The sequence below is a fragment of the Stenotrophomonas sp. 21LCFQ19 genome (genome assembly GCF_056861425.1).
The window spans coordinates 28,020-51,808 of record NZ_JBSPUF010000012.1 but is presented as its reverse complement, the minus strand read 5'-3'; the positions used below and the strand labels follow the sequence as shown (position 1 = coordinate 51,808).

At 62.0% G+C, this 23,789-nt stretch carries 41 protein-coding genes; 28 read left to right on the top strand and 13 right to left on the bottom strand.

From position 1 onward, the window contains the following. Positions 1 to 7: 7 nt before the first annotated feature. From AC13FW_RS14085 to AC13FW_RS14055, 7 genes are all read right to left on the bottom strand, one after another. Positions 8 to 343: a hypothetical protein gene (locus AC13FW_RS14085; RefSeq protein WP_482989469.1), complete on the bottom strand. Its 336-nt coding sequence runs from the start codon at positions 341 to 343 to the stop codon at positions 8 to 10. Further along, positions 340 to 2,409: a phage terminase large subunit family protein gene (locus tag AC13FW_RS14080; RefSeq protein ID WP_482989468.1), complete on the bottom strand. Its 2,070-nt coding sequence runs from the start codon at positions 2,407 to 2,409 to the stop codon at positions 340 to 342. Before AC13FW_RS14080 ends, AC13FW_RS14085 begins: the two co-directional genes overlap by 4 nt. Further along, on the bottom strand, positions 2,406 to 2,924 hold the full coding sequence (locus tag AC13FW_RS14075) for a terminase small subunit (RefSeq protein WP_482989467.1): 519 nt from the start codon (positions 2,922 to 2,924) through the stop codon (positions 2,406 to 2,408). Before AC13FW_RS14075 ends, AC13FW_RS14080 begins: the two co-directional genes overlap by 4 nt. A gap of 425 nt (positions 2,925 to 3,349) precedes the next feature. Then, positions 3,350 to 4,744, bottom strand: coding sequence for a virulence-associated E family protein (locus AC13FW_RS14070; protein ID WP_482989466.1), 1,395 nt, complete (start codon positions 4,742 to 4,744; stop codon positions 3,350 to 3,352). Next, a complete protein-coding gene (locus AC13FW_RS14065) occupies positions 4,741 to 5,787 on the bottom strand; it encodes a CHC2 zinc finger domain-containing protein (RefSeq protein WP_482989465.1) in 1,047 nt (348 codons plus the stop codon). The genes AC13FW_RS14070 and AC13FW_RS14065 overlap by 4 nt, the downstream gene beginning before the upstream one ends. A 211-nt stretch (positions 5,788 to 5,998) precedes the next feature. Next, on the bottom strand, positions 5,999 to 6,193 hold the full coding sequence (locus AC13FW_RS14060) for a hypothetical protein (RefSeq protein ID WP_482989464.1): 195 nt from the start codon (positions 6,191 to 6,193) through the stop codon (positions 5,999 to 6,001). After that, positions 6,190 to 6,777 carry a hypothetical protein gene (locus AC13FW_RS14055; protein WP_482989463.1) on the bottom strand — a complete coding sequence of 196 codons (588 nt, stop codon included), beginning with the start codon at positions 6,775 to 6,777 and terminating at the stop codon, positions 6,190 to 6,192. Before AC13FW_RS14055 ends, AC13FW_RS14060 begins: the two co-directional genes overlap by 4 nt. 35 nt (positions 6,778 to 6,812) lie before the next feature. Between AC13FW_RS14055 and AC13FW_RS14050 the strand changes: the two genes are divergently transcribed. Next, positions 6,813 to 6,998 carry a hypothetical protein gene (locus AC13FW_RS14050; protein WP_482989462.1) on the top strand — a complete coding sequence of 62 codons (186 nt, stop codon included), beginning with the start codon at positions 6,813 to 6,815 and terminating at the stop codon, positions 6,996 to 6,998. 101 nt (positions 6,999 to 7,099) lie between these two features. Further along, on the top strand, positions 7,100 to 7,414 hold the full coding sequence (locus AC13FW_RS14045) for a hypothetical protein (protein WP_482989461.1): 315 nt from the start codon (positions 7,100 to 7,102) through the stop codon (positions 7,412 to 7,414). A gap of 5 nt (positions 7,415 to 7,419) precedes the next feature. Here the strand turns inward: AC13FW_RS14045 and AC13FW_RS14040 are convergent, their stop codons facing one another. Next, on the bottom strand, positions 7,420 to 7,602 hold the full coding sequence (locus tag AC13FW_RS14040; protein WP_482989460.1) for a hypothetical protein: 183 nt from the start codon (positions 7,600 to 7,602) through the stop codon (positions 7,420 to 7,422). A 316-nt stretch (positions 7,603 to 7,918) separates the two neighbouring features. Between AC13FW_RS14040 and AC13FW_RS14035 the strand changes: the two genes are divergently transcribed. From AC13FW_RS14035 to AC13FW_RS13975, 13 genes are all read left to right on the top strand, one after another. Further along, positions 7,919 to 8,485 (top strand): hypothetical protein, encoded by a 567-nt coding sequence (locus AC13FW_RS14035; RefSeq protein ID WP_482989459.1) that lies wholly within the window; start codon positions 7,919 to 7,921, stop codon positions 8,483 to 8,485. 432 nt (positions 8,486 to 8,917) lie between these two features. Continuing rightward, positions 8,918 to 9,265, top strand: coding sequence for a hypothetical protein (locus tag AC13FW_RS14030; RefSeq protein WP_482989458.1), 348 nt, complete (start codon positions 8,918 to 8,920; stop codon positions 9,263 to 9,265). Positions 9,266 to 9,498: 233 nt separating this feature from the next. Next, a complete protein-coding gene (locus tag AC13FW_RS14025) occupies positions 9,499 to 9,909 on the top strand; it encodes an Lcl C-terminal domain-containing protein (protein ID WP_482989457.1) in 411 nt (136 codons plus the stop codon). A gap of 31 nt (positions 9,910 to 9,940) precedes the next feature. Next, complete coding sequence (locus AC13FW_RS14020; protein WP_482989456.1) at positions 9,941 to 10,174, top strand: hypothetical protein; 234 nt, start codon at positions 9,941 to 9,943, stop codon at positions 10,172 to 10,174. Between the two features lie 196 nt (positions 10,175 to 10,370). Further along, on the top strand, positions 10,371 to 10,655 hold the full coding sequence (locus tag AC13FW_RS14015) for a hypothetical protein (RefSeq protein ID WP_482989455.1): 285 nt from the start codon (positions 10,371 to 10,373) through the stop codon (positions 10,653 to 10,655). Then, positions 10,652 to 10,861 (top strand): hypothetical protein, encoded by a 210-nt coding sequence (locus AC13FW_RS14010; RefSeq protein ID WP_482989454.1) that lies wholly within the window; start codon positions 10,652 to 10,654, stop codon positions 10,859 to 10,861. Before AC13FW_RS14015 ends, AC13FW_RS14010 begins: the two co-directional genes overlap by 4 nt. Then, complete coding sequence (locus AC13FW_RS14005) at positions 10,858 to 10,992, top strand: hypothetical protein (RefSeq protein ID WP_482989453.1); 135 nt, start codon at positions 10,858 to 10,860, stop codon at positions 10,990 to 10,992. The genes AC13FW_RS14010 and AC13FW_RS14005 overlap by 4 nt, the downstream gene beginning before the upstream one ends. A gap of 295 nt (positions 10,993 to 11,287) precedes the next feature. After that, positions 11,288 to 11,578 (top strand): hypothetical protein, encoded by a 291-nt coding sequence (locus AC13FW_RS14000; RefSeq protein WP_482989452.1) that lies wholly within the window; start codon positions 11,288 to 11,290, stop codon positions 11,576 to 11,578. Next, positions 11,575 to 11,817 carry a hypothetical protein gene (locus AC13FW_RS13995; protein WP_482989451.1) on the top strand — a complete coding sequence of 81 codons (243 nt, stop codon included), beginning with the start codon at positions 11,575 to 11,577 and terminating at the stop codon, positions 11,815 to 11,817. Before AC13FW_RS14000 ends, AC13FW_RS13995 begins: the two co-directional genes overlap by 4 nt. Next, complete coding sequence (locus AC13FW_RS13990; protein WP_482989450.1) at positions 11,814 to 12,101, top strand: DUF6378 domain-containing protein; 288 nt, start codon at positions 11,814 to 11,816, stop codon at positions 12,099 to 12,101. The genes AC13FW_RS13995 and AC13FW_RS13990 overlap by 4 nt, the downstream gene beginning before the upstream one ends. Continuing rightward, on the top strand, positions 12,098 to 12,670 hold the full coding sequence (locus AC13FW_RS13985; protein ID WP_482989449.1) for a hypothetical protein: 573 nt from the start codon (positions 12,098 to 12,100) through the stop codon (positions 12,668 to 12,670). Before AC13FW_RS13990 ends, AC13FW_RS13985 begins: the two co-directional genes overlap by 4 nt. After that, entirely contained in the window at positions 12,667 to 13,659 is a 993-nt protein-coding gene (locus tag AC13FW_RS13980) for a hypothetical protein (RefSeq protein WP_482989448.1), read from the top strand. The genes AC13FW_RS13985 and AC13FW_RS13980 overlap by 4 nt, the downstream gene beginning before the upstream one ends. Positions 13,660 to 13,669: 10 nt before the next feature. Further along, on the top strand, positions 13,670 to 13,891 hold the full coding sequence (locus AC13FW_RS13975) for a hypothetical protein (RefSeq protein ID WP_482989447.1): 222 nt from the start codon (positions 13,670 to 13,672) through the stop codon (positions 13,889 to 13,891). Between the two features lie 3 nt (positions 13,892 to 13,894). On the opposite strand, the gene AC13FW_RS13970 is transcribed toward AC13FW_RS13975, so the two are convergent. Then, positions 13,895 to 14,038 carry a hypothetical protein gene (locus AC13FW_RS13970; protein WP_482989561.1) on the bottom strand — a complete coding sequence of 48 codons (144 nt, stop codon included), beginning with the start codon at positions 14,036 to 14,038 and terminating at the stop codon, positions 13,895 to 13,897. On the opposite strand from AC13FW_RS13970, the gene AC13FW_RS13965 reads away from it, so the two are divergent. From AC13FW_RS13965 to AC13FW_RS13915, 11 genes are all read left to right on the top strand, one after another. Then, positions 13,976 to 14,218 carry an Lcl C-terminal domain-containing protein gene (locus AC13FW_RS13965; RefSeq protein ID WP_482989446.1) on the top strand — a complete coding sequence of 81 codons (243 nt, stop codon included), beginning with the start codon at positions 13,976 to 13,978 and terminating at the stop codon, positions 14,216 to 14,218. The two genes, AC13FW_RS13970 and AC13FW_RS13965, sit on opposite strands and share 63 nt — an antisense overlap. A 35-nt stretch (positions 14,219 to 14,253) precedes the next feature. After that, complete coding sequence (locus tag AC13FW_RS13960; RefSeq protein WP_482989445.1) at positions 14,254 to 14,697, top strand: Lcl C-terminal domain-containing protein; 444 nt, start codon at positions 14,254 to 14,256, stop codon at positions 14,695 to 14,697. A gap of 24 nt (positions 14,698 to 14,721) precedes the next feature. Beyond that, positions 14,722 to 15,162, top strand: coding sequence for a four helix bundle protein (locus AC13FW_RS13955; RefSeq protein WP_482989444.1), 441 nt, complete (start codon positions 14,722 to 14,724; stop codon positions 15,160 to 15,162). Further along, the gene (locus AC13FW_RS13950; RefSeq protein ID WP_482989443.1) at positions 15,159 to 16,508 is read left to right on the top strand and encodes an RNA-directed DNA polymerase; all 1,350 of its coding nucleotides are present in this window, start codon (positions 15,159 to 15,161) and stop codon (positions 16,506 to 16,508) included. The genes AC13FW_RS13955 and AC13FW_RS13950 overlap by 4 nt, the downstream gene beginning before the upstream one ends. Next, on the top strand, positions 16,505 to 17,032 hold the full coding sequence (locus AC13FW_RS13945) for a hypothetical protein (RefSeq protein WP_482989442.1): 528 nt from the start codon (positions 16,505 to 16,507) through the stop codon (positions 17,030 to 17,032). The genes AC13FW_RS13950 and AC13FW_RS13945 overlap by 4 nt, the downstream gene beginning before the upstream one ends. Beyond that, complete coding sequence (locus AC13FW_RS13940; protein WP_482989441.1) at positions 17,029 to 17,316, top strand: hypothetical protein; 288 nt, start codon at positions 17,029 to 17,031, stop codon at positions 17,314 to 17,316. Before AC13FW_RS13945 ends, AC13FW_RS13940 begins: the two co-directional genes overlap by 4 nt. Positions 17,317 to 17,320: 4 nt before the next feature. Further along, positions 17,321 to 17,578, top strand: coding sequence for a hypothetical protein (locus AC13FW_RS13935; RefSeq protein WP_482989440.1), 258 nt, complete (start codon positions 17,321 to 17,323; stop codon positions 17,576 to 17,578). After that, positions 17,571 to 18,176 carry a hypothetical protein gene (locus AC13FW_RS13930; protein WP_482989439.1) on the top strand — a complete coding sequence of 202 codons (606 nt, stop codon included), beginning with the start codon at positions 17,571 to 17,573 and terminating at the stop codon, positions 18,174 to 18,176. Before AC13FW_RS13935 ends, AC13FW_RS13930 begins: the two co-directional genes overlap by 8 nt. A gap of 213 nt (positions 18,177 to 18,389) precedes the next feature. After that, the gene (locus tag AC13FW_RS13925) at positions 18,390 to 18,740 is read left to right on the top strand and encodes a hypothetical protein (RefSeq protein ID WP_482989438.1); all 351 of its coding nucleotides are present in this window, start codon (positions 18,390 to 18,392) and stop codon (positions 18,738 to 18,740) included. A gap of 462 nt (positions 18,741 to 19,202) precedes the next feature. Continuing rightward, positions 19,203 to 19,409: a hypothetical protein gene (locus tag AC13FW_RS13920; RefSeq protein ID WP_482989437.1), complete on the top strand. Its 207-nt coding sequence runs from the start codon at positions 19,203 to 19,205 to the stop codon at positions 19,407 to 19,409. Further along, on the top strand, positions 19,406 to 19,666 hold the full coding sequence (locus AC13FW_RS13915; RefSeq protein WP_482989436.1) for a pyocin activator PrtN family protein: 261 nt from the start codon (positions 19,406 to 19,408) through the stop codon (positions 19,664 to 19,666). The genes AC13FW_RS13920 and AC13FW_RS13915 overlap by 4 nt, the downstream gene beginning before the upstream one ends. A gap of 25 nt (positions 19,667 to 19,691) precedes the next feature. On the opposite strand, the gene AC13FW_RS13910 is transcribed toward AC13FW_RS13915, so the two are convergent. The 4 genes from AC13FW_RS13910 to AC13FW_RS13895 all read right to left on the bottom strand — a co-directional run bounded on the left by AC13FW_RS13910 (position 19,692) and on the right by AC13FW_RS13895 (position 22,138). Then, positions 19,692 to 20,069, bottom strand: coding sequence for a hypothetical protein (locus AC13FW_RS13910; RefSeq protein ID WP_482989435.1), 378 nt, complete (start codon positions 20,067 to 20,069; stop codon positions 19,692 to 19,694). Beyond that, complete coding sequence (locus AC13FW_RS13905) at positions 20,069 to 20,551, bottom strand: hypothetical protein (RefSeq protein ID WP_482989434.1); 483 nt, start codon at positions 20,549 to 20,551, stop codon at positions 20,069 to 20,071. The genes AC13FW_RS13910 and AC13FW_RS13905 overlap by 1 nt, the downstream gene beginning before the upstream one ends. Then, positions 20,548 to 21,294, bottom strand: coding sequence for a TIGR04255 family protein (locus tag AC13FW_RS13900; RefSeq protein ID WP_482989433.1), 747 nt, complete (start codon positions 21,292 to 21,294; stop codon positions 20,548 to 20,550). Before AC13FW_RS13900 ends, AC13FW_RS13905 begins: the two co-directional genes overlap by 4 nt. 496 nt (positions 21,295 to 21,790) lie before the next feature. Further along, a complete protein-coding gene (locus AC13FW_RS13895; RefSeq protein ID WP_482989432.1) occupies positions 21,791 to 22,138 on the bottom strand; it encodes a DUF3307 domain-containing protein in 348 nt (115 codons plus the stop codon). A gap of 295 nt (positions 22,139 to 22,433) precedes the next feature. On the opposite strand from AC13FW_RS13895, the gene AC13FW_RS13890 reads away from it, so the two are divergent. Next, positions 22,434 to 22,766, top strand: coding sequence for an SMR family transporter (locus tag AC13FW_RS13890; protein WP_343229761.1), 333 nt, complete (start codon positions 22,434 to 22,436; stop codon positions 22,764 to 22,766). Between the two features lie 378 nt (positions 22,767 to 23,144). Then, positions 23,145 to 23,765 (top strand): bifunctional nicotinamidase/pyrazinamidase, encoded by a 621-nt coding sequence (pncA, locus tag AC13FW_RS13885; protein ID WP_481614663.1) that lies wholly within the window; start codon positions 23,145 to 23,147, stop codon positions 23,763 to 23,765. Positions 23,766 to 23,789: the final 24 nt, after the last annotated feature.

Here is a 23,789-nt window from a genome sequence, read left to right as displayed (position 1 = left end):
AGCTGCGCTATTTGACCGCTGCGCTATGCGCCTTTGGCAATCCGCCTGGGAACATGCGGTACAAGGCCGTGCGTGAAATGCCGTGGCGGCGACAGACTACCCGCCAGTGTGCGCCGGACTCGAGCTCGTGTCGGACGGTGTCCATGCGCGCCTGGATCGTCGCTGCCGCGGGCGGCTTGGGGATGTGTAACCGTTCACCCCCGAATTCTTCCTGCAGAACAGCCACAACCGCGGTGGCGTACGGCATGGCGTGCTCCTCGTTGAGACCGGTCTGTTCGACGATGCCACGCACGACCAAACGGCGCAGGTTCTCGACGGCGTCGATATCACGTGTATTACTCATAGACGGGCGCTCCACTGGCTGGAGCCGAAGTCCTGTTGCGATGTTTCACGGGAACCCATGGGTTTCCCCGGCACCCTGATGGCTGGCGCAGCCTTTGCGGAATCAGAAACCACCACGGGAACCGCCGCGGGCAGCGGTGCGCTGAACAGGTCATTCTCGGGCTGCACCTGCTCCTCCAGTTGATCCCACCATTTGGCTTTGCGGGGAGACCACAGGTCGAGGCGTTCTTCCAGCCATATTTGGTAGGTGCTGCAGTCCTTGACCTCATTGCGCTTGCGGATGGGGGTCCATCGGCTTTCAGTTCCAGCCTTGGTACGGCGCGTGGCGCGCACTTCGGCTGCCATCTGCTTGAACCACTCGGCTGTGAGCTCACTGGAAAAATGGACGTAGCCCGGGCCGGGCGCGACCACATCGAGCCGCGCCTGGAAGCGATCCTTCGCGAGGTTGGTGCTGACGTGCCAGAGTACGGGGCCGCTACGCTCGGTGCGACCGTTCCACTTGTAGCCGACGCGGGTGTTGCCGTTGTCGATGGCACGCTCTTGGCCGCTAGCGCCCTTTACGGCAAATACTCTCAGTGCCTTGAGCTTGTGGGCGAAAGCGTACACAGCGTCCGGGTGGTGGCCGCCCGAGTCGATGGCCGTGGCATAGATGCGCTGGCTGCGACCGCAGACATGCGTGTACTCGGCGGTGCGCAGGAAATCTTCGGCTTCGTCCCACACGGCCTGCTGCGCTGGGTTGCCAAAGAACACGCGGTGATCGATGGTCCACAGCTGGCCGCCACGGCCAACGCCCCACACGCCGAACTCGAGGCGGTTGCCCTGGGTGTCGCCGCCGCACAGCAGAAGCAGGCAGTCGCGCGGCATGTGACGCAATGGGAATGGCTCGGCGCGGGCCTGTAGCTCCTCGGCATCCGTGCGTTCGATCTCGCCTTCCCACGCCTCACCGCGCGTGGTATTGACGAAGGCCTTCATCAGCGAGTCGTCACCCTCCTGCTGCTTGGCATAGGCGGCGAAGAAGTCCTGCGCGATGGACAGCCAAGACACGGTCGGGCTGTATGCCGTCCACACGTGCAGCGCCACATGGGCGGGCGCAGCAACCGGTTCACCGCTGGGTGTGACAAAGCGGCCCTCATCCGTCAGCCAAATGTCACCACGCTCGTTGAGCCACCCGCCACGCTCGGCGGCGTTGAGGAAGTCGGCCTGTCGAAGTGGGAATGTGCAGTGCGGGCACAGGTGGTACACGCCCAACAATTCACCGGCCTCGCTCCTTTCAAACTTGAACCCGTGCGGCTCGTCCTTGCCACCCCAAGAGAGAGCATGGAAATCCTGGCATTGCGGGCATTCGATCTGGAACGTGAAGCGCTCATCAGCCTGGTTAAAACGGCGATCGATCAGGCTGAAACCCTTGAGCTTTGGAGTGCTGCCGCAGATGAGCTTAGGGAAAGTTGCGCCTTCCAGGCGCTTTCCCGCAAGGAAGTCCGGTGCGCCCTCCTTCTCGACGTCGTTGTCGAAAGCGTCCAGCTCATCGAGCATGGCCGTGTCGATGGAGATGCGGCGGTAGTTCTTCGCGGCCTTGCCACCGCGCACGCGCAGCATCGAACCGATGAACTTCTTCTGCTGGAGCGTGTTGTCCTTATGCCGCTGGAGGTACATGGGAAACACGCTGCGCATGACTTCCACGTCACGCAGCATCGGTTCGAGCTCGGACTTTACAAAGTCCTCGGCGTCATCGTCGGTGGGCTGCCACAGAGCCTGGTTACGGCGCCGGTGCTCGGCGTTGTAGCCAATGAGCGCCAGCAGAATCTTCGTGTAGCCAACGCGTGCGGACTTCTTGATATCGACGAAACGGACATCGTCGTTACTCATCACCGCCATCATGGCTCGCTGGAACGGCCAGGGCGTCCACGTCTGTTCCACGTAGCTGGATTCGGCGGACAGGTAGAAGTTCTCGCTGGCCCACCACTCCAGCGTCACCGGCTCTTGCGCCGCAAATGCGGCCAGGCCGCGTACAAGGTGGCGCTCAACGGCCTGCAGCTGCAACGGATCAACGCCCGCGAGTAGGCTCATTCGTCATCACCAGCAGCCGGACCATCGTCGACGGCTGCGTCATCGCTATCGACGTCCACATCGCTCAGCTTCAGCGACGCGGCGAGATTGCGGGCCTTGGCCACGATGCCGCTTACGACGGCGATGTCGTCGCCACTCAGCTGCGGCAGCCGGCGGCGCAGCGTGCCTGGAATCGTCTCCAGCAAACGGGCGGCTCGCGCACCGACGCGGGCGAGAACTTCCTCCAGCACATATGCAGGCGCGAGCTCGCCGCGCGTGACGGCGTTCTGCATCGCGATCTTGTCGGCCTGCTCGCGAGCCAGGCGCGCGCGCTCGGCCACCAGCTCAGCACCGCTCTCACCGCCGCGGCCAGCGGCCATCTCGCGCAGGTGATCGCAGTAGGCCAGCAGCCATTCGTCAGCACTGGCACCATCCGGGAGAATCTTGCGGCGGACCAGCTCGCTCACCGCCGGCTGGGTGATACCAACGAGATCGCCAAAGCGAGCCTGCGTCATGGGCAAGGTCAGGTCATGCATCAACATAACCCCCCTTGAAAACCCCCGCGACTAGCGTTTTGTCGGGGTCCGAATTACCCGTAGCCACCCCCTCTTGGGAGGACCCGCGAACCTGAACGCCCGAACCTGAACGGATGCGATGACGTCCCCCGTCGCGTGCTCCACGGCGAGATTCCCGTGAAACACCGATGAACCCAGCCGTCCCGACGTGTCCCGACCTTTCACAGAGGTCGGGACGGCCGAAACCATTGAAGCTATTGATCTGTCCCAACTGTCCCAACTGTCCCGACCTGTTATTGATTTTTAGAATTGTGAAAACTCCCAACCTGTACGTGCGCACGCGAAAAAGGTCGGGACGGTCGGGACACCCCTGCCCTGCTTGGCTAGAGGTCGGGACAGAGGTCGGGACAGGTCGGGACGGTCGGGACACCCGCCGTCGGCATAGGTCAGAAGTCAGGAGCATCGACCACCTCCTCCGCCCGCCGGCTCTGTTGCGACAACCAGTTGTCCACGTCGCCTATACGAAACCAGCGCCACTCGCGCCCGCCCCCTGGCCATCGCTTACGCTGCTGCTCCCAGCCTGACGTCTTCAGGATCGCAGCCACACGCATCTGTTCGGGCTTTCCATGCTTGCCCGCATCCAGCCCGATGGAATGCACCAAGATCTCGTCCGTTGTGGTCCAGTCCACTCGTGTGACGAACTTCAACCTGCCGGGATACCGGCCCTCATCAGCACGCATGTCCAGCCACGACTCCACTCTCCCTTCCCAGCTGTCACCCACGTACCGCTCGGCTTGTTGCTGGGCTGCATCTTCAGGAAGCGTCCACCACTCGAACCCGTCGCCGAACATATGCACCGCCTCGGCCCACAATTGGTCACGCAGCTCAGTGATTTTTTCGATCAGCACTTCGCCATCGGTGCGCACAGGCAAGAAGCGGCGGCCACCGGTGGGGTCGCGGAGATACTGGTGCTCGTTCGTGGTACCGGCGAACACGCACTCACGCCTGTACGCTCGTGGCACCCGCTCATAGGGCGCACGGAACTTGTCCACGCGCCGGGTTATCGCGGTCTTTACGCTGGTCACGTCAGCCTTGGAGAACGAGTCCATCTCGCCGATCTCCACGCCCCACGCCCCCTGGATCACCTGATAGAAGTCTTTCGCGCTGGGGGACTCACTGGTCTCAACGAACCACTGGCTGCCAAAGATCGCCCGCAGCGCGCTCGACTTGCGCTTACCTTGCTCGCCCTCCAGCACCAGCATGAAGTCAACCTGCGCACCAACGGCCGGCTGCTTCGTATCGAACCACAACACTCGCGCCACCGCACTCACCATGAAACATTGCGCTGCGCGTCGGCTGTAGCTGGTATCGGCCGCGCCGAACAGATCCACCAGCATCCCTTCAACACGCGGCACGCCGTCCCACTTCAGCGCTGACAGGTACTCGCGAATCGGGTGACGCCGGTATCGCCGGGCCACGGCGATGACAGCTTTGAGCACGGCATCGTCACTGCACTTCATCCGGTATCGATCAGGGTGCTGCAGCCACGCCGCAAGCTCATAGGCATCCGAATCGATGAACTCGTCTTGGTTGCCCCCACTCCATACCGGCTCACGGGACAACACCACTTGGTTGCTCGAGTCATTGAGCCACCACAGGCCGCGTAGCCTGTCGTCGTTTTCCATGATCAGGATCAGGTTGTGGAGCGTGCCCTCCACGTTGCCATCGCGGTTGTATGTAAGGCTTCCACGCCACGAATTGTCACGTTCTCCATCACCAGGCGGTGGCGTACCACCGCCCCCCTTGATCACTTTCAATCCCTTGCGCGCTGGCTCCGTCATGCCGTGACCACCACATCAGCAATGTGGTTCTGCGCCCAGGCTGCCAGCTGGCGGGGCGACCAGTTATCACCCAGCGCATCGGCAATGTCCCAACCCTTCGGCATGCCAGTCGGATCAACGGCGCGCAGTGAAGTTACGCGCTGTTCCCACAGCAGCTGCGCGATACCCGGTTTGCACTGGCCCGCGTCGTTTCTCCAGCCGAACATGGCCTTGTCTCCAGCCTCATCGGCGTCAGGCCAAAGCACCACATTCCTACCACGCAGCGGCGACCAATCGACCTTTCCGATTCCGTTGCTGCCGCCGGGCCACGCCATGACGACGTATCCCTTGAACGCGCCAGCGCCAGCCGCGCGGCATTTTTCGCCTTCCACGAGTAAAACCGGCGCGCCGGGGCGTGCGGCCAGATCATCCAAGCCCAACAACGGGCGAGGAGCAGGGAAGTGCTGTAAACACCATGCGAACTTGCCATCCGGACTCACGCACCAAGTCACCTGTGGCGTCCACTTCTTCTGGCCCCCCGTATCGCTGTCCGTGATGTTTGCACGCAGCACGTAGCCCAGTAGCTGCCCCCCGGCATCACGATAGGCGTCTACACGAACGGGCCGCATGCGCGTATTTTTCCCGCGCTTCGGGTTCCACAGCGGCACCGTCCATCCGCCGCCGGCCATCAGCTCGGGAGCGTCGTCGGGCACAGGCAGAACTGGCTCCCACTTCACCTCCAGCGGGGCATCCAGCTGCTTCTGCACACCTTCGAGCGCGGGGCCCAAGCACTGCGCGCCTAGCTGTTCGCACGCTTCAACGAAGGTTACACCCGTCATTTCCTGCACGAACCCGATTACGTCGCCGTGGGCACCGCACCCAAAGCAGTGGTAGAAGCCTTTGCTCGCGTTGACGGTGAAGCTGGCGCTGCGCTCCTCGTGGAACGGGCAGCGGGCCGTGTGTTCGCTTCCGTTTTTGCGAAGCTGCACGTACTGGCCAATTACGACAGCAATGTCGTTGTCAGCCTTAATGCGCTCCACATCAATCTTGTTACCCTCACTCACCTCCGTTTGCCTCCCTTCGCCTGCTCGCGCATTACCTGCGCTTTGAACTGCACCCGCAGGTAGTCAGCAGCGCGCTCACGGCATCCAACACCCCCGGTGCAAATGTCGGGGTGCGGGCAGTTAGCTGGCAGCGCTTCAATCTGCGTCTTCCACTCCACGCGCGGTGTGCGAGCTGCCCTTTCTGCTACGGGCAGCAGGCAACGGCTAACGCTCATTGCCCCACCACCAGATGCAACGCAGCCTGCGGAGAGTGCGCAGCAGCTTCCTCTCGCCGCTGTTGTTCCAGGATCGCAATCGCCTCTTCTCCGGTAGGACCGTGCGCACCCTCAGAAAGCGCCAGGGCCGCGCGCTCGATCTCGCGCTGGCAGGCTTGTGGGTTGGCCGGCACCCATGCCTTGTCGGTCATTGCGCACCAGCCTTTTCTGTCACTAGCGCTTGCACCTGCCTGCGCATCGCCACAACAGCGCAGATGAGATCGTCTGACGCATCCAGAATGCGCCCAGCGTGAGGTAGGTCTGCCGCATCAATTCGCCCGTCAGCGAGTGCCGGCGCATAGGCCGACATCAAGTCACCAAACTCAGTAGCCATTCGCGCGACACCCACTGCGTGAGCAGCCTCGCCGTCGATCGGCATCCGAACCGCTAGCATCTTGCGACGACGCGCCAGGTCGCGCTCGCAGTCAGAGCGATAGGGCTCCGGCAGACTAAGTACCCATGCATCTTCAAGATCGGCTGGCAACTTCCGCACGACACCATCCAAGTACCTCCCAAGGATCTGGCCGTTGTGCTTCTTGTCGCCATCAGCTGCACTGCCACCTCGCGTGATGCGAAAGGCAACATCCTGGTCATCCTCAGCCACTAGCTGCAGATACTGCTCGGCAACAACCATCGCGAACGTGCGCCGATTTGTACCGGTTTCACGCAGCATCCGCTCGGTGTAGTGGTAGATCACGCTCTGCCTGGGTGGCAAAAACTGAAGCGCGGGCTTCATGCGCGACGCTCCCGTTGCGAGGAGCATGTCGAACCATGAACCAGCGCCCCTCCCTTCCCCTGAAGTTCACTGCCCTCCGGCGCTTCGACGTCCGCTTCGGCCCCGGCGTCGTCGTGGCTGTCTTCTTCCAGCCGACCAACACCGCCGGCCGCAAGGAACCCGATGCCAAGAGCCAAGAACAGGGTCGCCAGCGCAAACCGCAGTACCTTCGCAGTGTGTAACGTCCGCATGTCAGTTTCCCTCGCCTCTGCGGTCGGCCCTGTGACTAGCTTCGGCTATCCTGTCCAGCCGCCAGCGAGCGGCGACATGGACGGAGAGCGCGATGACGGACGAGGCCAAAAGGCCCAATGCCAACCAAGCAGAATCGGCGAACAACCCCGCCGCCATGGATGCAAAAAGAACCCACGCACTCAAACGAGCAGTCATCTTCACCATCGGCGGCGTCGTGCTATCAGTGCTGGCACTGTTCTTCATGGACGCACCTCCGAAAGTGAGCGAGACGGTGTGGCGGATTGCTCGAACTGGGTATGTAGCGGTGGCGTGCGGCTACCTGGCCATGAATGTGTGGCTGTTGCGCCAGCATCTCCGGCGTACCCGCGAGAGAGAAGAAAGGGCTCGCCAACGGCAGCGCGAGTAGTCATCTCAGCGCACCTCTGCAAGGTGCAGCGGTCGACCGGCGGCCTGGCGCTGCTGGATAAGGGAGGACCACTGGTCGCTTGTGAGGCACGGCTCGAAACCGGCGGCGCCTTCGATCAAGGGCCCGTCCAGCACCGCGCCGACTTCGGCGTTGCTGAGGTCATCGGCCAGAATAATCACCTGCTCCATCTACGCAGCCTCCATACCAGCACCCCAGAGATCGGGGCGAATCGCTTCCAACGGAACCTGCTCCGGACCGATTTCCAATGTGGCTCTGGCAATCGCTTTCGCGAGCTCAGGAGAAGCCTTTTTCCCTCGCCACCCGGTGGCCACCTGCCACAGGTATCCCTCGGAGGAGCCCGTGAGCGCGGCAAGCAGACGCTTGCGATCGGAGTCGGAAATGAAAGTGAGTAGGTCCATATGCGGGATATTTAGCCACGAGCTACATCCCGACGTCAAGCTGTCAGCTAAACAAAACAGATTAGCTGCTGGCTACTCTGAGCGCATGGACGTGATCAGTACCCGGCACTCGAACTTCCGCACACTCGTGGACGACCGGACTCAACAAGCGCCGGCGGGTCGCAAGATGACGAAGAAGGACGTTGCGATTAGCTTCGACCTTGCCCCGTCCTTCCTGAGTCAGCTCTACGCTGGAAAGAAGATGGGTGATGACGTAGCCAGGAAGCTGGAGCTCATCATTGGCCTGCCGCACGGCTGGATGGATTGTGCCCACGGTATTCAGGCAGATGCGCCCCAACTTCTTACGGTCTCCGAAGCGTCAATTCCGCACCTATCGTCTCGCACTTTGCGACCTACGGCTGCAACACTGGCCTCGGCAATCGCACTCACTTCCCATGCGTGCAGCAACCTCGACCTTCCGTTCGACCCAACGGATGTTGACGACGCAGAGCTGGTGCTGTTGGCGATCGATTACCTGCAAGCACGGGATGAAAGCGCAGTAACCGTGAGTAATGTCGTGGATTTCACGCAACGGCTTCGGCAGAAGATCAGGGGGATGAAAAAAGAAGATGGAACGGGCAGCACTGGAAGCACTGGCCGAAGCACTGGCTAGAAAGGCAGCACGGCACGTCGGCGGACGGTCACCGTCACTGGCGGTTTTGCAGCATCCCGGGGCAACCAGTAGCGCCCGTGCCATAGCACTTGATCACATCACTCGGCGGTCCATTCTGAAACGAATTCGACTGCTGGCCAGTAGCTACCAGCTGCAATGGCTGGTGGATCAAGAGACATTCGCCTCGGTAGGGCCAGAAGCAGTTGACGACGCTCGGCTCACGCAATTACTTCAGGACATGGAGGCTGCACGGCAGTGCATTGTCGATGGCGACAGTTTTGACGACATAGGCCTGGTTCGAGATACCAGCCTGCGCTTCCGATAGCTTAAAGAGCCAATGAAACAGGAGGCGCTATGAATGGATGTTTAGGGGTAGTTCGATCTGGACTGATTCTTTTGCTCGGCGGATCATTCGCTGTTGCCGTTGTGCTGATGTTCTGGTTCACCGGCCATCCGACAACCACTGCTACACCAGCACAGGGCAGTGATCGCCCTATAGACAAGGCGCGGCTCCGCGCCCAGATTGATAACGAAGTGTTCGCGCCCTACGACAAGGCCCAATACCCGAAGCTATCCACCAAACTGGAAGATCGCTGGGACATCATCCAACCATTGCGCGAAGCTGCCGCCCACAAGGCCATTACTGAAAAAGGCTGCAAATACGTGGACGTTTCGGAAGCTAGCGTTGACCGCAGCTCAAAGCAGAACATTCGAATTTTCGTCTACTGTGACGATTCGTTGAGCCGAATCGACTTCAACGAAGCAGACCTCACCCCATAGCGGCACACTAGGAGTGTGTCTGGCTCAAATTCTGAGCGCGCAAGACCTCGTCCCATAAATTTAGCTGTTAGCTATTGTAATTGGATTTAGCCTGTGGCTAAATCACCCCGCCGGCCCCAAAACCGGCGGGCGACCGGCGGGTCGCCACCCTGCCGGCCCCTCCCCTGACCGGCAGCAGGCCACTCCCCAGGCCGCAATGACCCGCCGGCGCCCTCCTTCTTCCGGAGAGCGCCATGAAAGCCGAGCAGAACCGCTTTACCCAGACCCACGACGCCGCCGGCGTCCTGCTGACCGTTATCGACAGCACCACCGGTCTGGAATGGACGGCCAAGCCGCTGTCCGACGACTACATCACCCACCAGGCCGCTACTGACGCAGCGGCGGGCTGCCGCGTGGGCGGCCACGAAGACTGGACCCTGCCGAGCCGTCAGCAACTGCTCACGCTGGTCGACTTGACCCGCTACGGCCCCGCGATCGACACCGACGCGTTCCCTGACTTCCCGTCTCGCTGGTTCTGGACGAGCGACCTGTGCGCCTGGTCCTCGGCGTCCGCGTGGTTCGTCAATTTCGGCAGCGGCCTCGTCTCCAGCCACCACCGCAACCTCGGCGGGTTCGCGTTGGCCGTGCGTCGTGCCGGTCAGTAATTGGCCTTTTTGATGCCCTGAGGACTCAGCCATGGCCAACCGCAACTACATCGACGCCAACTCGGCACGCATGCAACTGCCGCTGTTGGTCATTCATTGCCTCTTGGGCATCGCGGCCCGCGAGCACGCGCGCGCCAATGTTCTCCGCCAGCGCAGTGCCGGCGAACACAGCCGCAACCAGAAGCGCCGCAGCCGTCGCATGGGCGTTGCCAGCCGCATCGCCGAAGCAGTGGCGCGCGATATCAGTGCCGAGGTGCGCCAGTGAGCACTGTCAACGTTACATGCACCGATATCCAACAGCTGCAGCAGCTTGGCCTGCGATGCGAGGTCCACACGCGCGACGCCGCTCGTTGTTTGGCAGCTGACAAGCTGGGACCGTCCAAGGTACACGCCGATCTGGCGCGCAGCTATTCCAAGCAGGCCTTCGCCCTTGCGAGGCGCGTGCACGCCAGGGGAAACGCATGAGCGCCACCGCATTGCCGGTTGAGGCCGCGTTTCCAACCGGTACAGGCAACCAGACGTTGGTGCTCCTGGTGTGCGCGGGCTTCATCTGGGCCGGTCGATACGCCGATTGCACCAACCGAACTCCGGACGAGATCGGCGTAACAACCTCTCGCCGCGCAACTGCACATCGCAGCGCCCTGCAGCTGGGCCGCAAGCGCTTCGCGCTCCATCCGCGTGCTTTGAAGCGCGCTTGCCGCTGGCTCAGCCGCCAGGGCATCACCATCAAGGAGCAGCACTCATGAGTTCAAACATCCTGAGTTTCAGCACGTTTCGTGATGTTCGCGCCCATGCCGTCCGTGCCGGGCTCCCTTATCTCGATGCCTTCGCAAAGGTGCGTGAGGCTCAAGCCAAAGGTCTGTCGGGCCAGTCGGTGCTGAATGATGTCGCTGGCGCCGCCCGCGCTGCGCGCCAGGCACTGCGCACACCAAAGACGGATGGTGCCGCATGAGCCGTGACCGGAACTATCGGGACCCGGAAGGCAGGGATTCAGCGTTGGCAATGGTGATCGCCCTGCTGATCAACCTCATCGCCGCTGCAATGGTCGCTGGCTCAATCCTCTGCAGCGGCGGTAGGTGCTGACCATGCGCCAGACATCACGCCCGCTGCCAGATGACGTACCGCTCTGTGCACCCGGCCACCGGCCGCAGATTGTGGAAACCCACGGAGCACCCGTTGGCCATGCAATTGGCCAGCCGTGTCCGCCGATGTTCCACATCGAGTGCCAGCGCTGCGGGATTGCGACAGAGCCGCACCCCAACTTCGCACTCGCCGAAGCCCGCTGGACTGACCAGCACACGCACAAGCGCGTGCCCATATCGCTGCTGCCGCGCGCCCGCGAGCAGGCCTACGCCGCACTTCGCCAGGGAGCCCGCTAGTGCACCTTCAACCCAAGGCTATCGCCGCACTGCTCGCCGCCTACGCGTCTCAAGGCAAGCGCCTTCGCCGCACCCGTGGCGGGTTTGCAGGCCTACCCGCTGAGATCAAGACAAGTTGCGCGGTAACCACCCAAGTCTTCACCCGCCGCGTCATCAACTGGCTGGATGACGCCTATCTGGTGACGTTCGATGACCCCGACTTCCCGCACACCGTAACGCTCAATGCCCGTGGCGTCGCCCACGCAGAGCACCTACTGGCGCAGCACGCCGCCATGGAGAAAGCATCGTGAGCAAGCGCTCCGTAATCGTCTGCGGTCCGAAGGGCTGCGGCAAAACCACGCACGCCGAGCAGCTGCGCAAGCATTTTGGCCTCACCAGCATTGTTGATGACTGGGACGGCAGCCGCCCCTATCCCACCTTCGATGCGCTGGTACTGACCAGCAATCCAGATCCGCGCATCGCTGCGCGTGGCAACTATCACGTGTTCAACAAGGCCCTGCTTGAGCGCGCAAAGGCGGTGACTGCGTGAGCGCCATTACCGCCGATCAGATCCTTGCAGCCGCCGGGGCAGATATCGCCCAGCGCGGTCCTCTCCGCGACCAACCCAACGGCGAACGCTCGATGAGCCGTGCGATTGCCGCCTTCAATGCGCTGCACGGCACGGCGCTCACCGAGGTGCAGGGCTGGCAGTTGCAGGCCCTGCTGAAACTGGCACGCGCCACTGGCGGGAAGCACCATGCGGATGACTACCAGGACGGCTCCGCCTACTTCGCGCTGGCTGGCGAAGCAGCAGCACGGGAGGCCGCCAGGTGATTGGCCCTCTCTCCACTGCACTCATCAGCCGCGTCGCTGGTCGCCGCCCTGCAGACTTCGTGGTTGGCGCGAACGATCCTGCCGGTGCTTACCTACTCCGGTGGTACCTCACCCCTTGGCGTGGCTGGTACCGGTCGATTCCGGAGGACCAGCGCACCCGCTGGCAGCGCTTCGCCGTCTGGCTGAGCATGCGGCTCCCCAATGTGTATCTGCACAAGTTCCTGAGAAGCGATGACGACCGGGCGTTGCACGATCACCCATGGGCATGGGCTTCCCTGCTGCTTCGCGGGAGCTACGTTGAGCACACCATCAGCGCTGGCGGCATCCATCGGCGCACAGTCCGCACGCGCGGTAGCCTCAAGCTGGCCGGCCCCCGTGCTGCGCACCGCGTAGAACTGTGGAACTCGCTCAGCAATGGCCCTTCTCCATGCTGGACGCTGTTCATCACCTCACCCGTAGTTCGCGATTGGGGCTTCCACTGCCCCCAGCGCGGCTGGGTGGGCTGGCGCGAATTCACCGCCGCCGGCGAAGGGCGTCGTGGTGAGATCGGTAAGGGGTGTGACGAATGAGCGCGCCCCTGTTGCAGCCTTGCGACATTCGCGGCACCACCAATCGCTCTGCAGGCATCCGCGCGTTCTTGCGCGATAAGGGCCCCAGTACGGCGAAAGAGGTGTGCCTCGGTCTTGGCATCACCGACAACTACACGGGCGGTGTTGTACGCGCGTCCCTTCGGTCCATGACCCTCGATGGGATCCTGGCGCGGCACAACGAAACCAATCCATGCAAGTACAGCGTCATTCGCGAACCAGCTGTTCGCTCTGCCACACCGCGGGCTGAGCGCAGGGCTGAGACGTACCGGAACAAGGCCGCTGTCGCATACCAGAACGCTGAGGCCGCCTATCGAAAGTGGCGGGAAGAATCCGCAAACAACCCGATGACCATCAGCGAGCGCATCCGCGAGATCGTCAAGAGGCTGGGAACCGCCAGCGCGGATGACATCTATAGCGGCCTCGGCCTCACGGCCACAGTCGGCAGGGTGCGCCTGTACTCGATCGTTCATGGCCAAGTGCGTGACGGCTTGCTGGGACGCACCGCGGACCGGCCTTATCGCTACCACTGGCTACGCGACGCAGATCCATCGCTGCGCCCTAAGCGCCCACCAACCGCGAAGGCCATTGACCGCGCCGCCCAGCGCGAAGCACGGGACGCACTTCGCGAACAGAAGCGGCTGGCCAGGAACAAAGCCCGGATCGAGAAGTTGGAGGCGCACCGCACGGAAGTGGAGGAACGGCGTCAGCAACGCAAGCAGGAAGCGATGGCCAGAGCAGAAGCTAAGGCCAAGGCTCGCGCCCCGCACATAGCCGTCATTGCGGCCGCAGCGGAGCGGAGGGCACCCAAGGCTGTAGCCGCTCCTGTCCAGGTCGAGGCCGAGACCATCGAGGCGTGGATGCAACGAACGGGAAAGCGCCCCGAGATCCTCCCTCACAGCTTCGATTCGCCAATAACCAGCTTCCCCGGCCGCCGGCCAACCCTGTCCAAAACCGCAGCAATTTCGTGAGGCAAAGACCGTGACCCAACTCACCATCAACATCAAGAACGTCCACATCTCGCGCACCACTCTCAGCGAGGTTCTTCCGAAAGAAGACCTTCGCGTTACAGGAGCACTCGTAGTTCCGATTCCCCGCTTTACGAAGCTCCTGGCCGACGGCACGCAGCTTCCGGCAGAAAGCGACCGCACCGACCACTCTGCCGTCCTGGACCACAGCACCGGTCTCATGTGGTCCGTTTAGTCGCTAGGCAGCGAGGATGACGCCGACGACGGCATCACCCAGGAAGCGTGCGAAGCCCGCTGCCGCGAGCTGACCCTGCTGAGCGTGAATGACTGGCGCCTGCCAACCCGCGCCGAGCTCGCCGCCCTGGTCGATGACACCCGACACGAACCGGCAATCGACACCTCGCTGTTCCCCCGCGTGAAACCTCGCTGGCACTGGACCAGCACGCCCTGCGCCTGGTCCTCGGCGTCCGCGTGGGGCGTCGATTTCGGCAGCGGCGGCGTCGGCGGCGACCACCGCGGCGGCAGCGGGTTCGCGTTGGCCGTGCGTCGTGCCGGTCAGTAATTGGCCTTTTTGATCATCACCAGGAGCACTACCGCATGAGCAACATCAAGTTCATCAAGATCGGCGCCGAAGGCCAGCAGCTGCCCAGCGACGCCACCGACTGGGTAGCCGTGGAGCTGCCGGAGCATGGCCTTACCTTCACCGCCGCCAGCATCGTCGATACGGACGTACCGCAGGAGCAGTGCGAGGCCGCTGCGAAGGCCCTGACGCTTGCGGGCCACAGCGGTTGGGATCTGCCCACCATCGAGGAGCTGTCGTTGTTGGCGGACCGCACCCGCTACGCACCAGCGATCAATACCGACTTCTTCCAGAACATCCAGAACGATTGGTACTGGAGCAAGACCCCGTGCGCCTGGTCCCTTGAAGAAAACGGGTCCTCGGCGTCCGCGTGGTCCGTCAGTTTCGACGGCGGCAACGTCAGCGACCTCCACCGCGGCGGCAGCGGGTTCGCGTTGGCCGTGCGTCGTGCCGGTCAGTGATTTGACTCTTTGCTGAGCTGACCAATGACATCCCGCTTCCAGCCCCCACCCATCATCAAGGCCGCAGAGCGTCTTCTGGACGAGATTGAAAAGGCCGTGCGCCAGTTCCCGCGCTACCACCGCTACGCGGTGGGCGCGGATCTGCGCCGGCAGGCCATGACCGTCAACATCAATGCAAACCGGGCATGGCGCGACCGAGACCAACAGGCCGCACTGGTGGGACAGCTGGTGTGGGATGTCGACGCACTCAAGCAATACCTGCAGGCGGCAATGCGGTTGCGAGCTTTCAACAGCTTCCGCCGCTTCGAAATGCTGGCACGCCTTGCTCACGAGCTGGGCGCCCAAGCTGGCGGGTGGAACCGCCGCATCAGCACTCCCAATGCCCAGAATGCGCGAGCCAATGGCGTAGCGCAGCGTGGCGAGAAACTGAGTACCCGTACCGCCCCTGCGAGGGCTAACTCATGACGAAGCAGCGCTATCCACATCCGGGCTGCGCTGCCTGGTCGCAAGTGTATGGGGGGGCGGCCGCCTGGTCCTCGGCGTCCGCGTGGAACGTCAATTTCAACAACGGCAACGTCAACAACAACCACCGCAACAACAACGGGTTCGCGTTGGCCGTGCGTCGTGCCGGTGAGTTTCAGGGAGATGTAAGCCTGCAGGAGTTGTATCAGGCATGGCGGCGCGCACGCCGCCAGAAGGTTCCAAGCTTCAATCAGCTGCGCTTCGATTACCGGTGGGCCGATGGCCTGCTGGAACTGCAACGTCAGCTACAGGCCGGGCAATGGCAGCCGAGTCCATCCACGTGCTTCGTCGCACTGCGCCCCAAGGCGCGCGAGATCCACGCTCCCGATTTCGCCGACCGCGTCGTGCACCACTGGCTGGTGCCGCAGCTGGAGGCGATCTGGGAGCCCACCTTCATCCACGATAGCTACGCGAACCGGAAAGGCCGCGGCAGCCACGCTGCTGTGCGCCGGGCCCAGGAGTTCACCCGGCAGGTTCACAGCGGCCAAGGTGGCGGCTGGTATCTGCAGCTGGACGTGGCCAACTTCTTCAACAGCATCCACCGCCCTACGCTGTGGCAGATGCTGCGCAAGCGCATCGCCGCACGCAGGGTGCCAGCTCGCGTGCAGAAGGCCACCCACGCGCTGCTGCGGCGCTCGCCGCTGCATGCCGGCGTGCAGTGCCGGGCAACCGCCGCTGAGGTAGCGCAGGTTCCGCCGCACAAGCGGCTTGCCAACGCACCGGCGGGGCGCGGCCTGCCGATCGGCAACCTGTCCAGCCAGTTCTTCGCCAATGTCTACCTGGACGCGCTGGACCAGTTCGTAAAGCACCAGCTCAAGGCCAAGCGCTACCTGCGCTATGTCGACGACTTCGTGCTTTTCCATCACGACCGGGAGCAGTTGGCGGCTTGGCGTGATCAGATCGAGAAGTTCCTGCAGGAGCGGCTTGGCCTGCAACTGAAGGCCGAGCAGAAGCTTTGCCGCCTGACCGATGGCTTGGACTTCCTTGGCTACGTCATCTACCCGACCCACTCCCTCACCCGCCGCCGCGTTGTGGCCCACCTGCAGCAGGCCTTGGCCGAGTGGGAAGGCAAGCACGTGCAAGGCGACACCGTGCGAGCCACGCCGGCGGATCTGCGCGATATCGCCGCGCGAGTCTCCAGCTTCGACGGGCATCTGCGGCATGCCAACGCGCACCGCCTCATGGCGAGCGTGCATGCCCGATATCCCTGGCTGCGGACCGCAGCACAGCCCCGCAAATTCTCCGCCCACCGCGAAGGTCGGCGCGTCCAACTGAGGATCAAGAAATGACCAACACGAACGCAGAAGCCACCCTGAGCGGCGCACTCCAGGAGCCCATCTGCCGCCTCGATGGCTGCACGCAGGGCCCTCGCATTGAGTGGTTCAAGCACTGGGAGGAGATCCCTGCAGGAACTCTGTTCTACGCCGCCCCCGTCGCCGCAGCGCCGGTTGATCTGCGCGAACGCATCGAAAACTTGCGGGTCTACGCAGCTGGCTACTACCTTCGCCGAGATGAAGTCTTGGCCGCTATCGAAAGCACCGCCGCAGCGCCGGGGATCGACCTCGATTCGATGCTCGCCGTTGCGGTGCGTGCTTGGGGTGAACATCAGGCCAACTGTCGCTTCACTACCTTGGAAGGATCGCTGCGCAAGGTGTGCGAGGCCCTGCTTGACGCCAGCTCCAAGGGCGACGTGTGCAGCAAGTGCCGAGGCACTGGCGAAGTGTGTACGGGAACGGTTGATGGCGTGCCCGAACTGTTCGACTGCGATAAGTGCAGCGCAATGCAGGCCACCAGCGCCGAGGTGGGGGCGTGAGCCAGATCATCGTATTCCCGCGCGGTCAGCTCTCCGCCGAAGACCGCGCCCGTGTCGAGGCAATCGGAATGGTGGCCGTAGAGGCTGACGACCCCAAGGCTGTCGTAGTGACGGTGCCTGGCGTCCCACTGGCATCTAGCGATGATCTAGCCTTCGCCGCGCTAACCGCGGTTGTCGGGTCACGCCACGACAGTGTGGGAGCAGAGTTTGCGCGTGAGCTGCACCGCCTCATCAAAGCAAAGCAGCCGCCCACCAGCCACGGCGCGGGGGTGTCGGATGAGTAACGGGATGTTCGACTTCCCATGCTGCTGGCCGCGCTATTGCGCGCATGACACGAACCCGCTGCGCAAAACCTACATCGAATGGGCGGGTGCTGGATTCTGGTTCGAGGGGACGCTACTGCGGCGCGATGACGGCCTGCTGGTGTTCATAGACAAGGATGGGAGCGCATACCCGATTCAACGCTTCATGGAGGAAGACGCACCGACTGTGAGTCCGAAGGTGTTCTATCCGCCCTATCCGCAACAGGAGGTGTCCAATGGATGACCAGCAGCGCGCCAGGGAGTTGCTGGCGGAGGAGTACGAGCGCGTCGGATCGCTGGAAGCTGCCCGCAGCTTACGGGCCAACGATGCCATCTGGAACGACAGCGCGACGGTCGCGGCCATCGCGTCAGCACTGGCGCACGCCGCCCTGCGCGCCGCGCCGGTGAGGTTCGGGTCACTGTCGCCCGTCGATCATGTCCGCTACTGGGCGGAAGCCTACGGGCCACAAGCAACGGAGCCGCACTTTCAAGGGCACGCCATGGTCGCAGACTTGCTGGCCGAGTACGCCGATCTGCTGGAACGTCTCGCCGCCCGCCGGCTGGGGGTGAGGGTGTCTAAACCTTGCGAATCGACATGCGAGAAGTGTGGCGGAAGCGACGTCCATCTGCTGTTTCGCCCTGCTGGTAGCAACTACAAGGCCGAGGCCTATGGCCTTGGCGGGAATCGGTTCGCGTCGGTTAGTAGCTGGGTGGTCAGCGTGCGTCGAGATCATATCGACTACACCTGCCGCACCTGCAAGTTCCGCTGGCAGGACCTGCCGATGAAGAAGCAACGCAAGACCAAACCGACGGACAGCCCGCAGGAGGCGAACGATGCGTAAGACCTGCACCAAATGCATCCGGTCCCTGCCGCTGCAGCAGTTCAACCGCGCTGGGAAGCAAGGCCGGTCCGGAGTGTGCGTGCCGTGCACCAATGACATGCGCAGGTTGCGCGTGCCTTTACCGCCTATCCCGCGCGATCCCAAAGAGATCAACTGGAACAACCTCACAAATCTCTGGTTTGGGTTTGTGCGGCCGAACCCGAGGCATGTGATATGAGCGCCGCCTACGATGGCGTCACTTATCAGGCTGATACGCCAACCAGGAAACACAAGCTCGCCCTGCCGGTAGCGGAGGTGCGAGTCGCCCAAACCGAGGATGGCCGTTGGATGTGGGCAGTGTCGTTTCACAGCAGCAACTGGGGTTTCGGCTACGCACCGCTGGTGAAGTGGGGAAACTTTGCTGCCGATCGCTCCGCCGCCCTCGCCGCTGGCATCGCCGAGTTGTTGGCAAAGCTGCGGAATGCGACGCATCACAAGGCCCCGCCAGCAGTCATCGCATGGCTGGAATCGCTGCAGATCCAAACGAAGCCGGCGCAGCCCGCCCAATTGGAACTATTCGCATGACCGCCCCGCAGCTATTCCCCAGGCCGGTCACGCGAATGAAGCCGCCGCACAAGCACCCGTTGCCCCACAGCTACCTTGGCCGGTCCTCGGTCGCTCTGGTGCGTTCCTGCAGCTCGCTAAGCACGTCCATCCCGATCGCGGTCACCACTGGTGGCGTCCCAACCGCGTACCCCCACATCTCTAGATCAACCAGCAGAGGTGGCGTATCAGGCTCACCCCCTTCTGCAACCGCGCTCAACGACGACATCAAAGCTCTTTCACCCAGTCGCAATTGCCTTTACTCCTTCGCGATTTCCCCTGCCGGGATTATCAATTTCGGTGATGGCTGCAGCCACTCGACTAAAGGTCAACCTCGGCGGACTTGGGTCACAAAAGCCGGCATCAAAAGAACTGAGCTTGTCAATGCGGCGCTGGAAGGAGTGAATTCGTGAAGCAGATGCCCACCCAGCTGGACCCGTGCGCATGAGGAGCGATCGTGGGCAGCTCGACATCTTTGAACATGACCCGCGGCGAAAGGCAGATGCCAACCGCGCTGCGGCCGACGAGGCGCGCAAGGCCTATCAGTTCCCTCCGGTCATCCGACAGGAACGCGTCAATCACTACCTGGCCGAGGCAGCGAAGTTCGATGCCCTGGCAGACCAATGCAGCAAGCAAGGACACAACCAATGACCACCACTACCGTCTTCCTGCTGCTCGCTGAGTTCGGTACCGGACACATCCCCCTGGAGAAGTGCTGCCAGCACTTTGGGATGAAGCCAGAGGAAGCGAACAAGCGCGCTGCGCGCCAGTCGCTTCCGGTTCCAGTGTTCCGTCTCGGCAGCCAGAAGTCACCCTGGCTGGTTGCTGCCGACGTTCTGGCCGCTTACATCGATGGTCAGCGCGATGAGGCGACGAAGCAGTGGCAGAAGCTACAGAGGGCGTCGTAGCCTGCGCCTAATCGCATCAGCTTGACTATGCCCTTGCGTGGTACCGCTGCATCCCGTGGAGGGCTTGGGCAAGCGCAGTTTGAGCCTCCTCGGTGGGTGGCCAGTCGATTATGTTGACGTGACGCTCAGGAACCCAGTCCGCATCCGGATTAAGACCTTGCTGCTGAATTCCAATAATCCCAAGCTCGGCCCTGCCGACTGCGGGCTTGTCCAAGTGCTGGTCCAAGAGGCCCCATACTCCGCCATCGTCAAGCTCATCAACGCAGAACGAAGACAGCTCAAGACGGCCCTGATAGAGCCGCGGCTTGAAATTACGCACTTTCGCCTTCGGAGTAGCGTCGTGCTTGCTCTTCTCGTTGAGCCCTATTGCAACGAGATCTCGCGTACCTGCTGCTTGGCGCATCAATTAACTCCGCAGAACCTCATGTCCCGAACAACCCATCGTTCCACCACCCGATCAATCGAGTTTCCTAGGCTGCCTGCGAAGTAAATCGAATCATGAATTTGTTCGCCACCGAAGTAGGCTGCATAGCCCACATGGCCATCGCCTTTGATAATCAGCGAAAGTGTGTTGTCAGGATTGTCGTCCCAGTCCAGGCAAACAGAACCTGCGTGAGACACGTAGGCATCAACTTCAGGCAACCCAGGCGGCAGGAGCGCGAACACTCGCTTCAACAAGTCCAAAGTGACCGAAGGATGTACCTGATCGCCGGATGCAACAACCTGCGCCCAAGCGTTGCGCGCACGGCCATACATCTGTTCGACGATTAGACGACGCCCCGGAGTAAGCTCCACAGGAAGCTCGACAGACTCAAGCCACTCTGAAGCAGATGGCGGAAAATCGTAGTCAAACGCCGTGTACCTCAATGCGTATGCCCCATTCATACGTATTCCTCCAAAGCAGACTCTCGCAACGTACCGAAGAAAACTGCGTTCTTGACTGATCGAAGATCGTCCAAAGCTCGCGTCATCTCTTCGCTTCCCAGCTCAGTAGAACATTCCTTTGTCACATCGATATCGAGCAGTAAGCCTTTCGATGCCGGGCCCTCCTCCGTCATCGAGCGATTCCTCACTGTTCCGAGGGTAATACTGATCGCATGCCCCTTCTCGTCCTTGTACACCCTACGCCCCATGTAATCGTTCATGGTCCACGTGGGATCGATTGCAGCCGGAGGATCTTCGAGAAGGTTGGATGCGGGACCATTCAGCTTAAGGATATTAATAAAGCGAACGCCAATGCGCTTAACCGCAGTACTTCCTGCTACCGCGCAAAATGGGACCGCCGCTTCAATACTAGCCTGCGCTAGATCCTCCCAACGCGTGTAAGCGCCGACAAGACTGGCGGTGACTCGGTTGGCTCGATACTGGACCACAGTTCCAGCTCCACCGTCTTTGCTGCTCTGCAGTCGAACGCCCTCAAAAGCTTGCGATTGCTTAAAAGTTTCACCAGCCGAAAAGTTGATCGTCGCTTCAAAGTTGTTCAACTCACTCTTCAGCCAGCCGCCTCGGCGATCCGCCTCACTCTTTCCAAGGGCACGAACCTGATCATCAGTGATGGCGACATCGAACAGAAAGTCGACGATAGCCTCATTGATCGGTGCGTTCTTAAGATGTCGTTCCTGCGCCATCAGTGCCTCTGAAAGTGATCGTTCTGCGCTTAGACGGGTAAGCCCGGACTAATCGTGATGCGGATAGTACCAAAGTGAATGGAACGAAAGTGTAGGGGTTATCCCTACCATCACCACGAGATACAGTGCCACGAAAATGCCACCAAGTCAGATTGGTTGACACTAAGCAATTGATATTAAATTAATTTCTCAATACATGTATCCAATCCATCATCGGGGCGACGGACAGGCGCAGGGAGTCGGCGTAGCGGGTGTTTTGGGGCAGGGATGGCATGCAGCGCGGGGTCTTGTGATGCGTGGATCGGCTATTTTCGCCCAAGTCCCGCGTTCACGCTGGCATATCGGTACTGGCTTTCAGCTTGCGACCGGGTTTGTGTGCGGCCGTTTGGCTGCAACCAGTGTCAAAAGCAGTCGGATCACGGCACGCACCGCAGCTCGGACGAACCGCGGCGCAGCATCTGGATTGCGCTCATCAGGGCAAGCCACGCAGCCTTTATCAGGGTAGCTCAGGCATCAGCAACAACAACGCCAGCCACAGCACCTTGCAGGCCACGTGCAGGGCCTGGTCCAGGTTGTAGCTGATGCGATGGCCACACTTGAGGTCATCTATCAGCATGTGGCTCAGGGTTTCCAGCACCGCAAGCACGATGCTGCCGGTGATCCAGCCCACCGCGCCGCCGTGGATCACACCATGCGCGGCCAGTGCCTGGTACCACGGCACATCGGGCACCGGCGCATGCCGGTTCTTGGCCCGCGACAGAAACTCACCCTGCAAGGGGTAGTCGGCCACGACATGGGCAAAGATCAACAACCCAAACATCTGTAGCAGCGTGTAGTAGGTCATCTAGGGTGTGCGTTGGGGCGTGGATCGGAGTCTGGCATCACTTGGGGTACCGGCGCGATCTGTGCTGCACAAACTTCCGGGGATCCATATCCGGCGACATGCAAGCCCGGCACGCCCCCTGCGTGCGCTCTGCATGCCGACTCGACAGCACTCGCGCTGCCTGGCCACTTACCCACCTGTGCTTGTTGTCTTGGCGCCTGCCATGCGGACCGCGGTCGTTATGGCAGGTCCAGTCTAGACCGGTACCGTAAGAACAGCGCCGCTAGAATTGACGGCCCCTTATTCGAGCTTCGCCATGAACGCCTACGCCCTGCTGGCCTGCGCCATCGCCCTGGAAGTGCTCGCCACCTCCCTGCTCAAGGCTTCTGATGGCATGAGCCGGCTATGGCCGACCGTTGGTGCCCTGGCCGGTTACAGCGTGTGCTTCTGGTTGCTGGCGCTGGTGATGAGGACGATACCCACCGGTATCGCCTATGCGATCTGGTCCGGTGTCGGCATCGTGCTGATCTCCTTGATCGGGTTGTTCGTGTTCAAACAGAAGCTTGATGCGGCCGCCATCGTCGGCATTGGCCTGATCTGCGCCGGAGTGCTGGTGATCAACCTGTTCTCGCGCTCGTCGGCGCATTGAGCGGGCATGGCTCCGGGCTGGTAAGGCCCCTGCCGAGCATGGCTCGGCACTACCGCTTCGCTCCCTCCCTTTTGCGTAGCAAAGGGGAGGGTTGGGTAGGGGTGCTTTGGCTCTTGCCTGCTTCGCGGCTTACGCCGCTCCTACTGGGATTGCTGGTAGTGCCCCTGCCGAGCATGGCTCGGCACTACCGCTTCGCGCCCTCCCTTTTGCGTAGCAAAGGGGAGGGTTGGGGAGGGGTGCTTTTGAGGTTGCTTGCTTCGCGGCTTATGCCACTCCAACAGGTGATCTGGTAATGCCCCTGCCGAGCGTGGCTTGGCACTACGTGGCATTGATCGGCACTGCCTTAAACTGTGCGTCCCCCGCGTCAGGAAGTTGTCGATGTACGGAACAGACGTTGCGCTGCTGGTTATCGATCTGCAACCGGATTTCATGCCCGGCGGTGCCCTGCCCTGCCAGCACGGCGATGCCATCGTGCCCGCCATCGCTGCGCTGCTGGATGCGCGTGAATATCAGACCGTGGTTGCGACCCAGGACTGGCATCCAGCCGATCATGCCTCGTTCGCCAGCCAGCACGCGGGACACAAACCCTTCGACTCCATCCAACTGCACGGCCAACCACAAACGCTGTGGCCGGATCACTGCGTGCAGGGCAGCGCAGGTGCCAGCCTGGATGCGCGCGTGGACTGGAAGCATGCAGACCTGATCCTGCGCAAAGGCACCCAGCGCGACGTGGACTCATATAGCGCGTTCCGCGAGAACATCGGCCCACAGGCCACGCGCGCGCCCACCGGACTGGCTGGCTGGCTGCACGAGCGCGGCATCCGCGAAGTCCATGTCTGCGGACTGGCACGTGACTACTGCGTGCTGTGGAGTGCGCAGGATGCTGCCATCAGCGGTTTTGCCGTGCGCTTCCTGTGGGAGCTGACCCGTCCGGTGTCGGCAGCCAACGATGCCGCCACCCGCATCGCCTTGAACGAATGCGGGATCCACATCGACTAAGCCCGATCTGCGGATCCGGCTCGA

Bases quoted from the DNA above. Each gene is read 5' to 3' on its own strand.
- AC13FW_RS14085 (WP_482989469.1), bottom strand. From the start codon at position 343: ATGAGTAATACACGTGATATCGACGCCGTCGAGAACCTGCGCCGTTTG.
- AC13FW_RS14075 (WP_482989467.1), bottom strand. From the start codon at position 2,924: ATGCATGACCTGACCTTGCCCATGACGCAGGCTCGCTTTGGCGATCTC.
- AC13FW_RS13925 (WP_482989438.1), top strand. From the start codon at position 18,390: ATGAGCGCCGCCTACGATGGCGTCACTTATCAGGCTGATACGCCAACC.
- AC13FW_RS14050 (WP_482989462.1), top strand. From the start codon at position 6,813: ATGAACCAGCGCCCCTCCCTTCCCCTGAAGTTCACTGCCCTCCGGCGC.
- AC13FW_RS14005 (WP_482989453.1), top strand. From the start codon at position 10,858: ATGAGCCGTGACCGGAACTATCGGGACCCGGAAGGCAGGGATTCAGCG.
- AC13FW_RS14055 (WP_482989463.1), bottom strand. From the start codon at position 6,777: ATGAAGCCCGCGCTTCAGTTTTTGCCACCCAGGCAGAGCGTGATCTAC.
- AC13FW_RS13935 (WP_482989440.1), top strand. From the start codon at position 17,321: ATGTTCGACTTCCCATGCTGCTGGCCGCGCTATTGCGCGCATGACACG.
- AC13FW_RS13900 (WP_482989433.1), bottom strand. From the start codon at position 21,294: ATGGCGCAGGAACGACATCTTAAGAACGCACCGATCAATGAGGCTATC.
- AC13FW_RS13955 (WP_482989444.1), top strand. From the start codon at position 14,722: ATGACATCCCGCTTCCAGCCCCCACCCATCATCAAGGCCGCAGAGCGT.
- AC13FW_RS13945 (WP_482989442.1), top strand. From the start codon at position 16,505: ATGACCAACACGAACGCAGAAGCCACCCTGAGCGGCGCACTCCAGGAG.
- AC13FW_RS13950 (WP_482989443.1), top strand. From the start codon at position 15,159: ATGACGAAGCAGCGCTATCCACATCCGGGCTGCGCTGCCTGGTCGCAA.
- AC13FW_RS13980 (WP_482989448.1), top strand. From the start codon at position 12,667: ATGAGCGCGCCCCTGTTGCAGCCTTGCGACATTCGCGGCACCACCAAT.
- AC13FW_RS13910 (WP_482989435.1), bottom strand. From the start codon at position 20,069: ATGCGCCAAGCAGCAGGTACGCGAGATCTCGTTGCAATAGGGCTCAAC.
- AC13FW_RS13895 (WP_482989432.1), bottom strand. From the start codon at position 22,138: ATGACCTACTACACGCTGCTACAGATGTTTGGGTTGTTGATCTTTGCC.
- AC13FW_RS14070 (WP_482989466.1), bottom strand. From the start codon at position 4,744: ATGACGGAGCCAGCGCGCAAGGGATTGAAAGTGATCAAGGGGGGCGGT.
- AC13FW_RS14080 (WP_482989468.1), bottom strand. From the start codon at position 2,409: ATGAGCCTACTCGCGGGCGTTGATCCGTTGCAGCTGCAGGCCGTTGAG.
- AC13FW_RS13960 (WP_482989445.1), top strand. From the start codon at position 14,254: ATGAGCAACATCAAGTTCATCAAGATCGGCGCCGAAGGCCAGCAGCTG.
- AC13FW_RS14035 (WP_482989459.1), top strand. From the start codon at position 7,919: ATGGACGTGATCAGTACCCGGCACTCGAACTTCCGCACACTCGTGGAC.
- AC13FW_RS13920 (WP_482989437.1), top strand. From the start codon at position 19,203: ATGAGGAGCGATCGTGGGCAGCTCGACATCTTTGAACATGACCCGCGG.
- AC13FW_RS14045 (WP_482989461.1), top strand. From the start codon at position 7,100: ATGACGGACGAGGCCAAAAGGCCCAATGCCAACCAAGCAGAATCGGCG.
- AC13FW_RS13930 (WP_482989439.1), top strand. From the start codon at position 17,571: ATGGATGACCAGCAGCGCGCCAGGGAGTTGCTGGCGGAGGAGTACGAG.
- AC13FW_RS14030 (WP_482989458.1), top strand. From the start codon at position 8,918: ATGTTCTGGTTCACCGGCCATCCGACAACCACTGCTACACCAGCACAG.
- AC13FW_RS13915 (WP_482989436.1), top strand. From the start codon at position 19,406: ATGACCACCACTACCGTCTTCCTGCTGCTCGCTGAGTTCGGTACCGGA.
- AC13FW_RS14060 (WP_482989464.1), bottom strand. From the start codon at position 6,193: ATGACCGACAAGGCATGGGTGCCGGCCAACCCACAAGCCTGCCAGCGC.
- AC13FW_RS13905 (WP_482989434.1), bottom strand. From the start codon at position 20,551: ATGAATGGGGCATACGCATTGAGGTACACGGCGTTTGACTACGATTTT.
- AC13FW_RS13890 (WP_343229761.1), top strand. From the start codon at position 22,434: ATGAACGCCTACGCCCTGCTGGCCTGCGCCATCGCCCTGGAAGTGCTC.
- AC13FW_RS14015 (WP_482989455.1), top strand. From the start codon at position 10,371: ATGAGCGCCACCGCATTGCCGGTTGAGGCCGCGTTTCCAACCGGTACA.
- AC13FW_RS14040 (WP_482989460.1), bottom strand. From the start codon at position 7,602: ATGGAGCAGGTGATTATTCTGGCCGATGACCTCAGCAACGCCGAAGTC.
- AC13FW_RS14010 (WP_482989454.1), top strand. From the start codon at position 10,652: ATGAGTTCAAACATCCTGAGTTTCAGCACGTTTCGTGATGTTCGCGCC.
- AC13FW_RS14025 (WP_482989457.1), top strand. From the start codon at position 9,499: ATGAAAGCCGAGCAGAACCGCTTTACCCAGACCCACGACGCCGCCGGC.
- AC13FW_RS14020 (WP_482989456.1), top strand. From the start codon at position 9,941: ATGGCCAACCGCAACTACATCGACGCCAACTCGGCACGCATGCAACTG.
- pncA (WP_481614663.1), top strand. From the start codon at position 23,145: ATGTACGGAACAGACGTTGCGCTGCTGGTTATCGATCTGCAACCGGAT.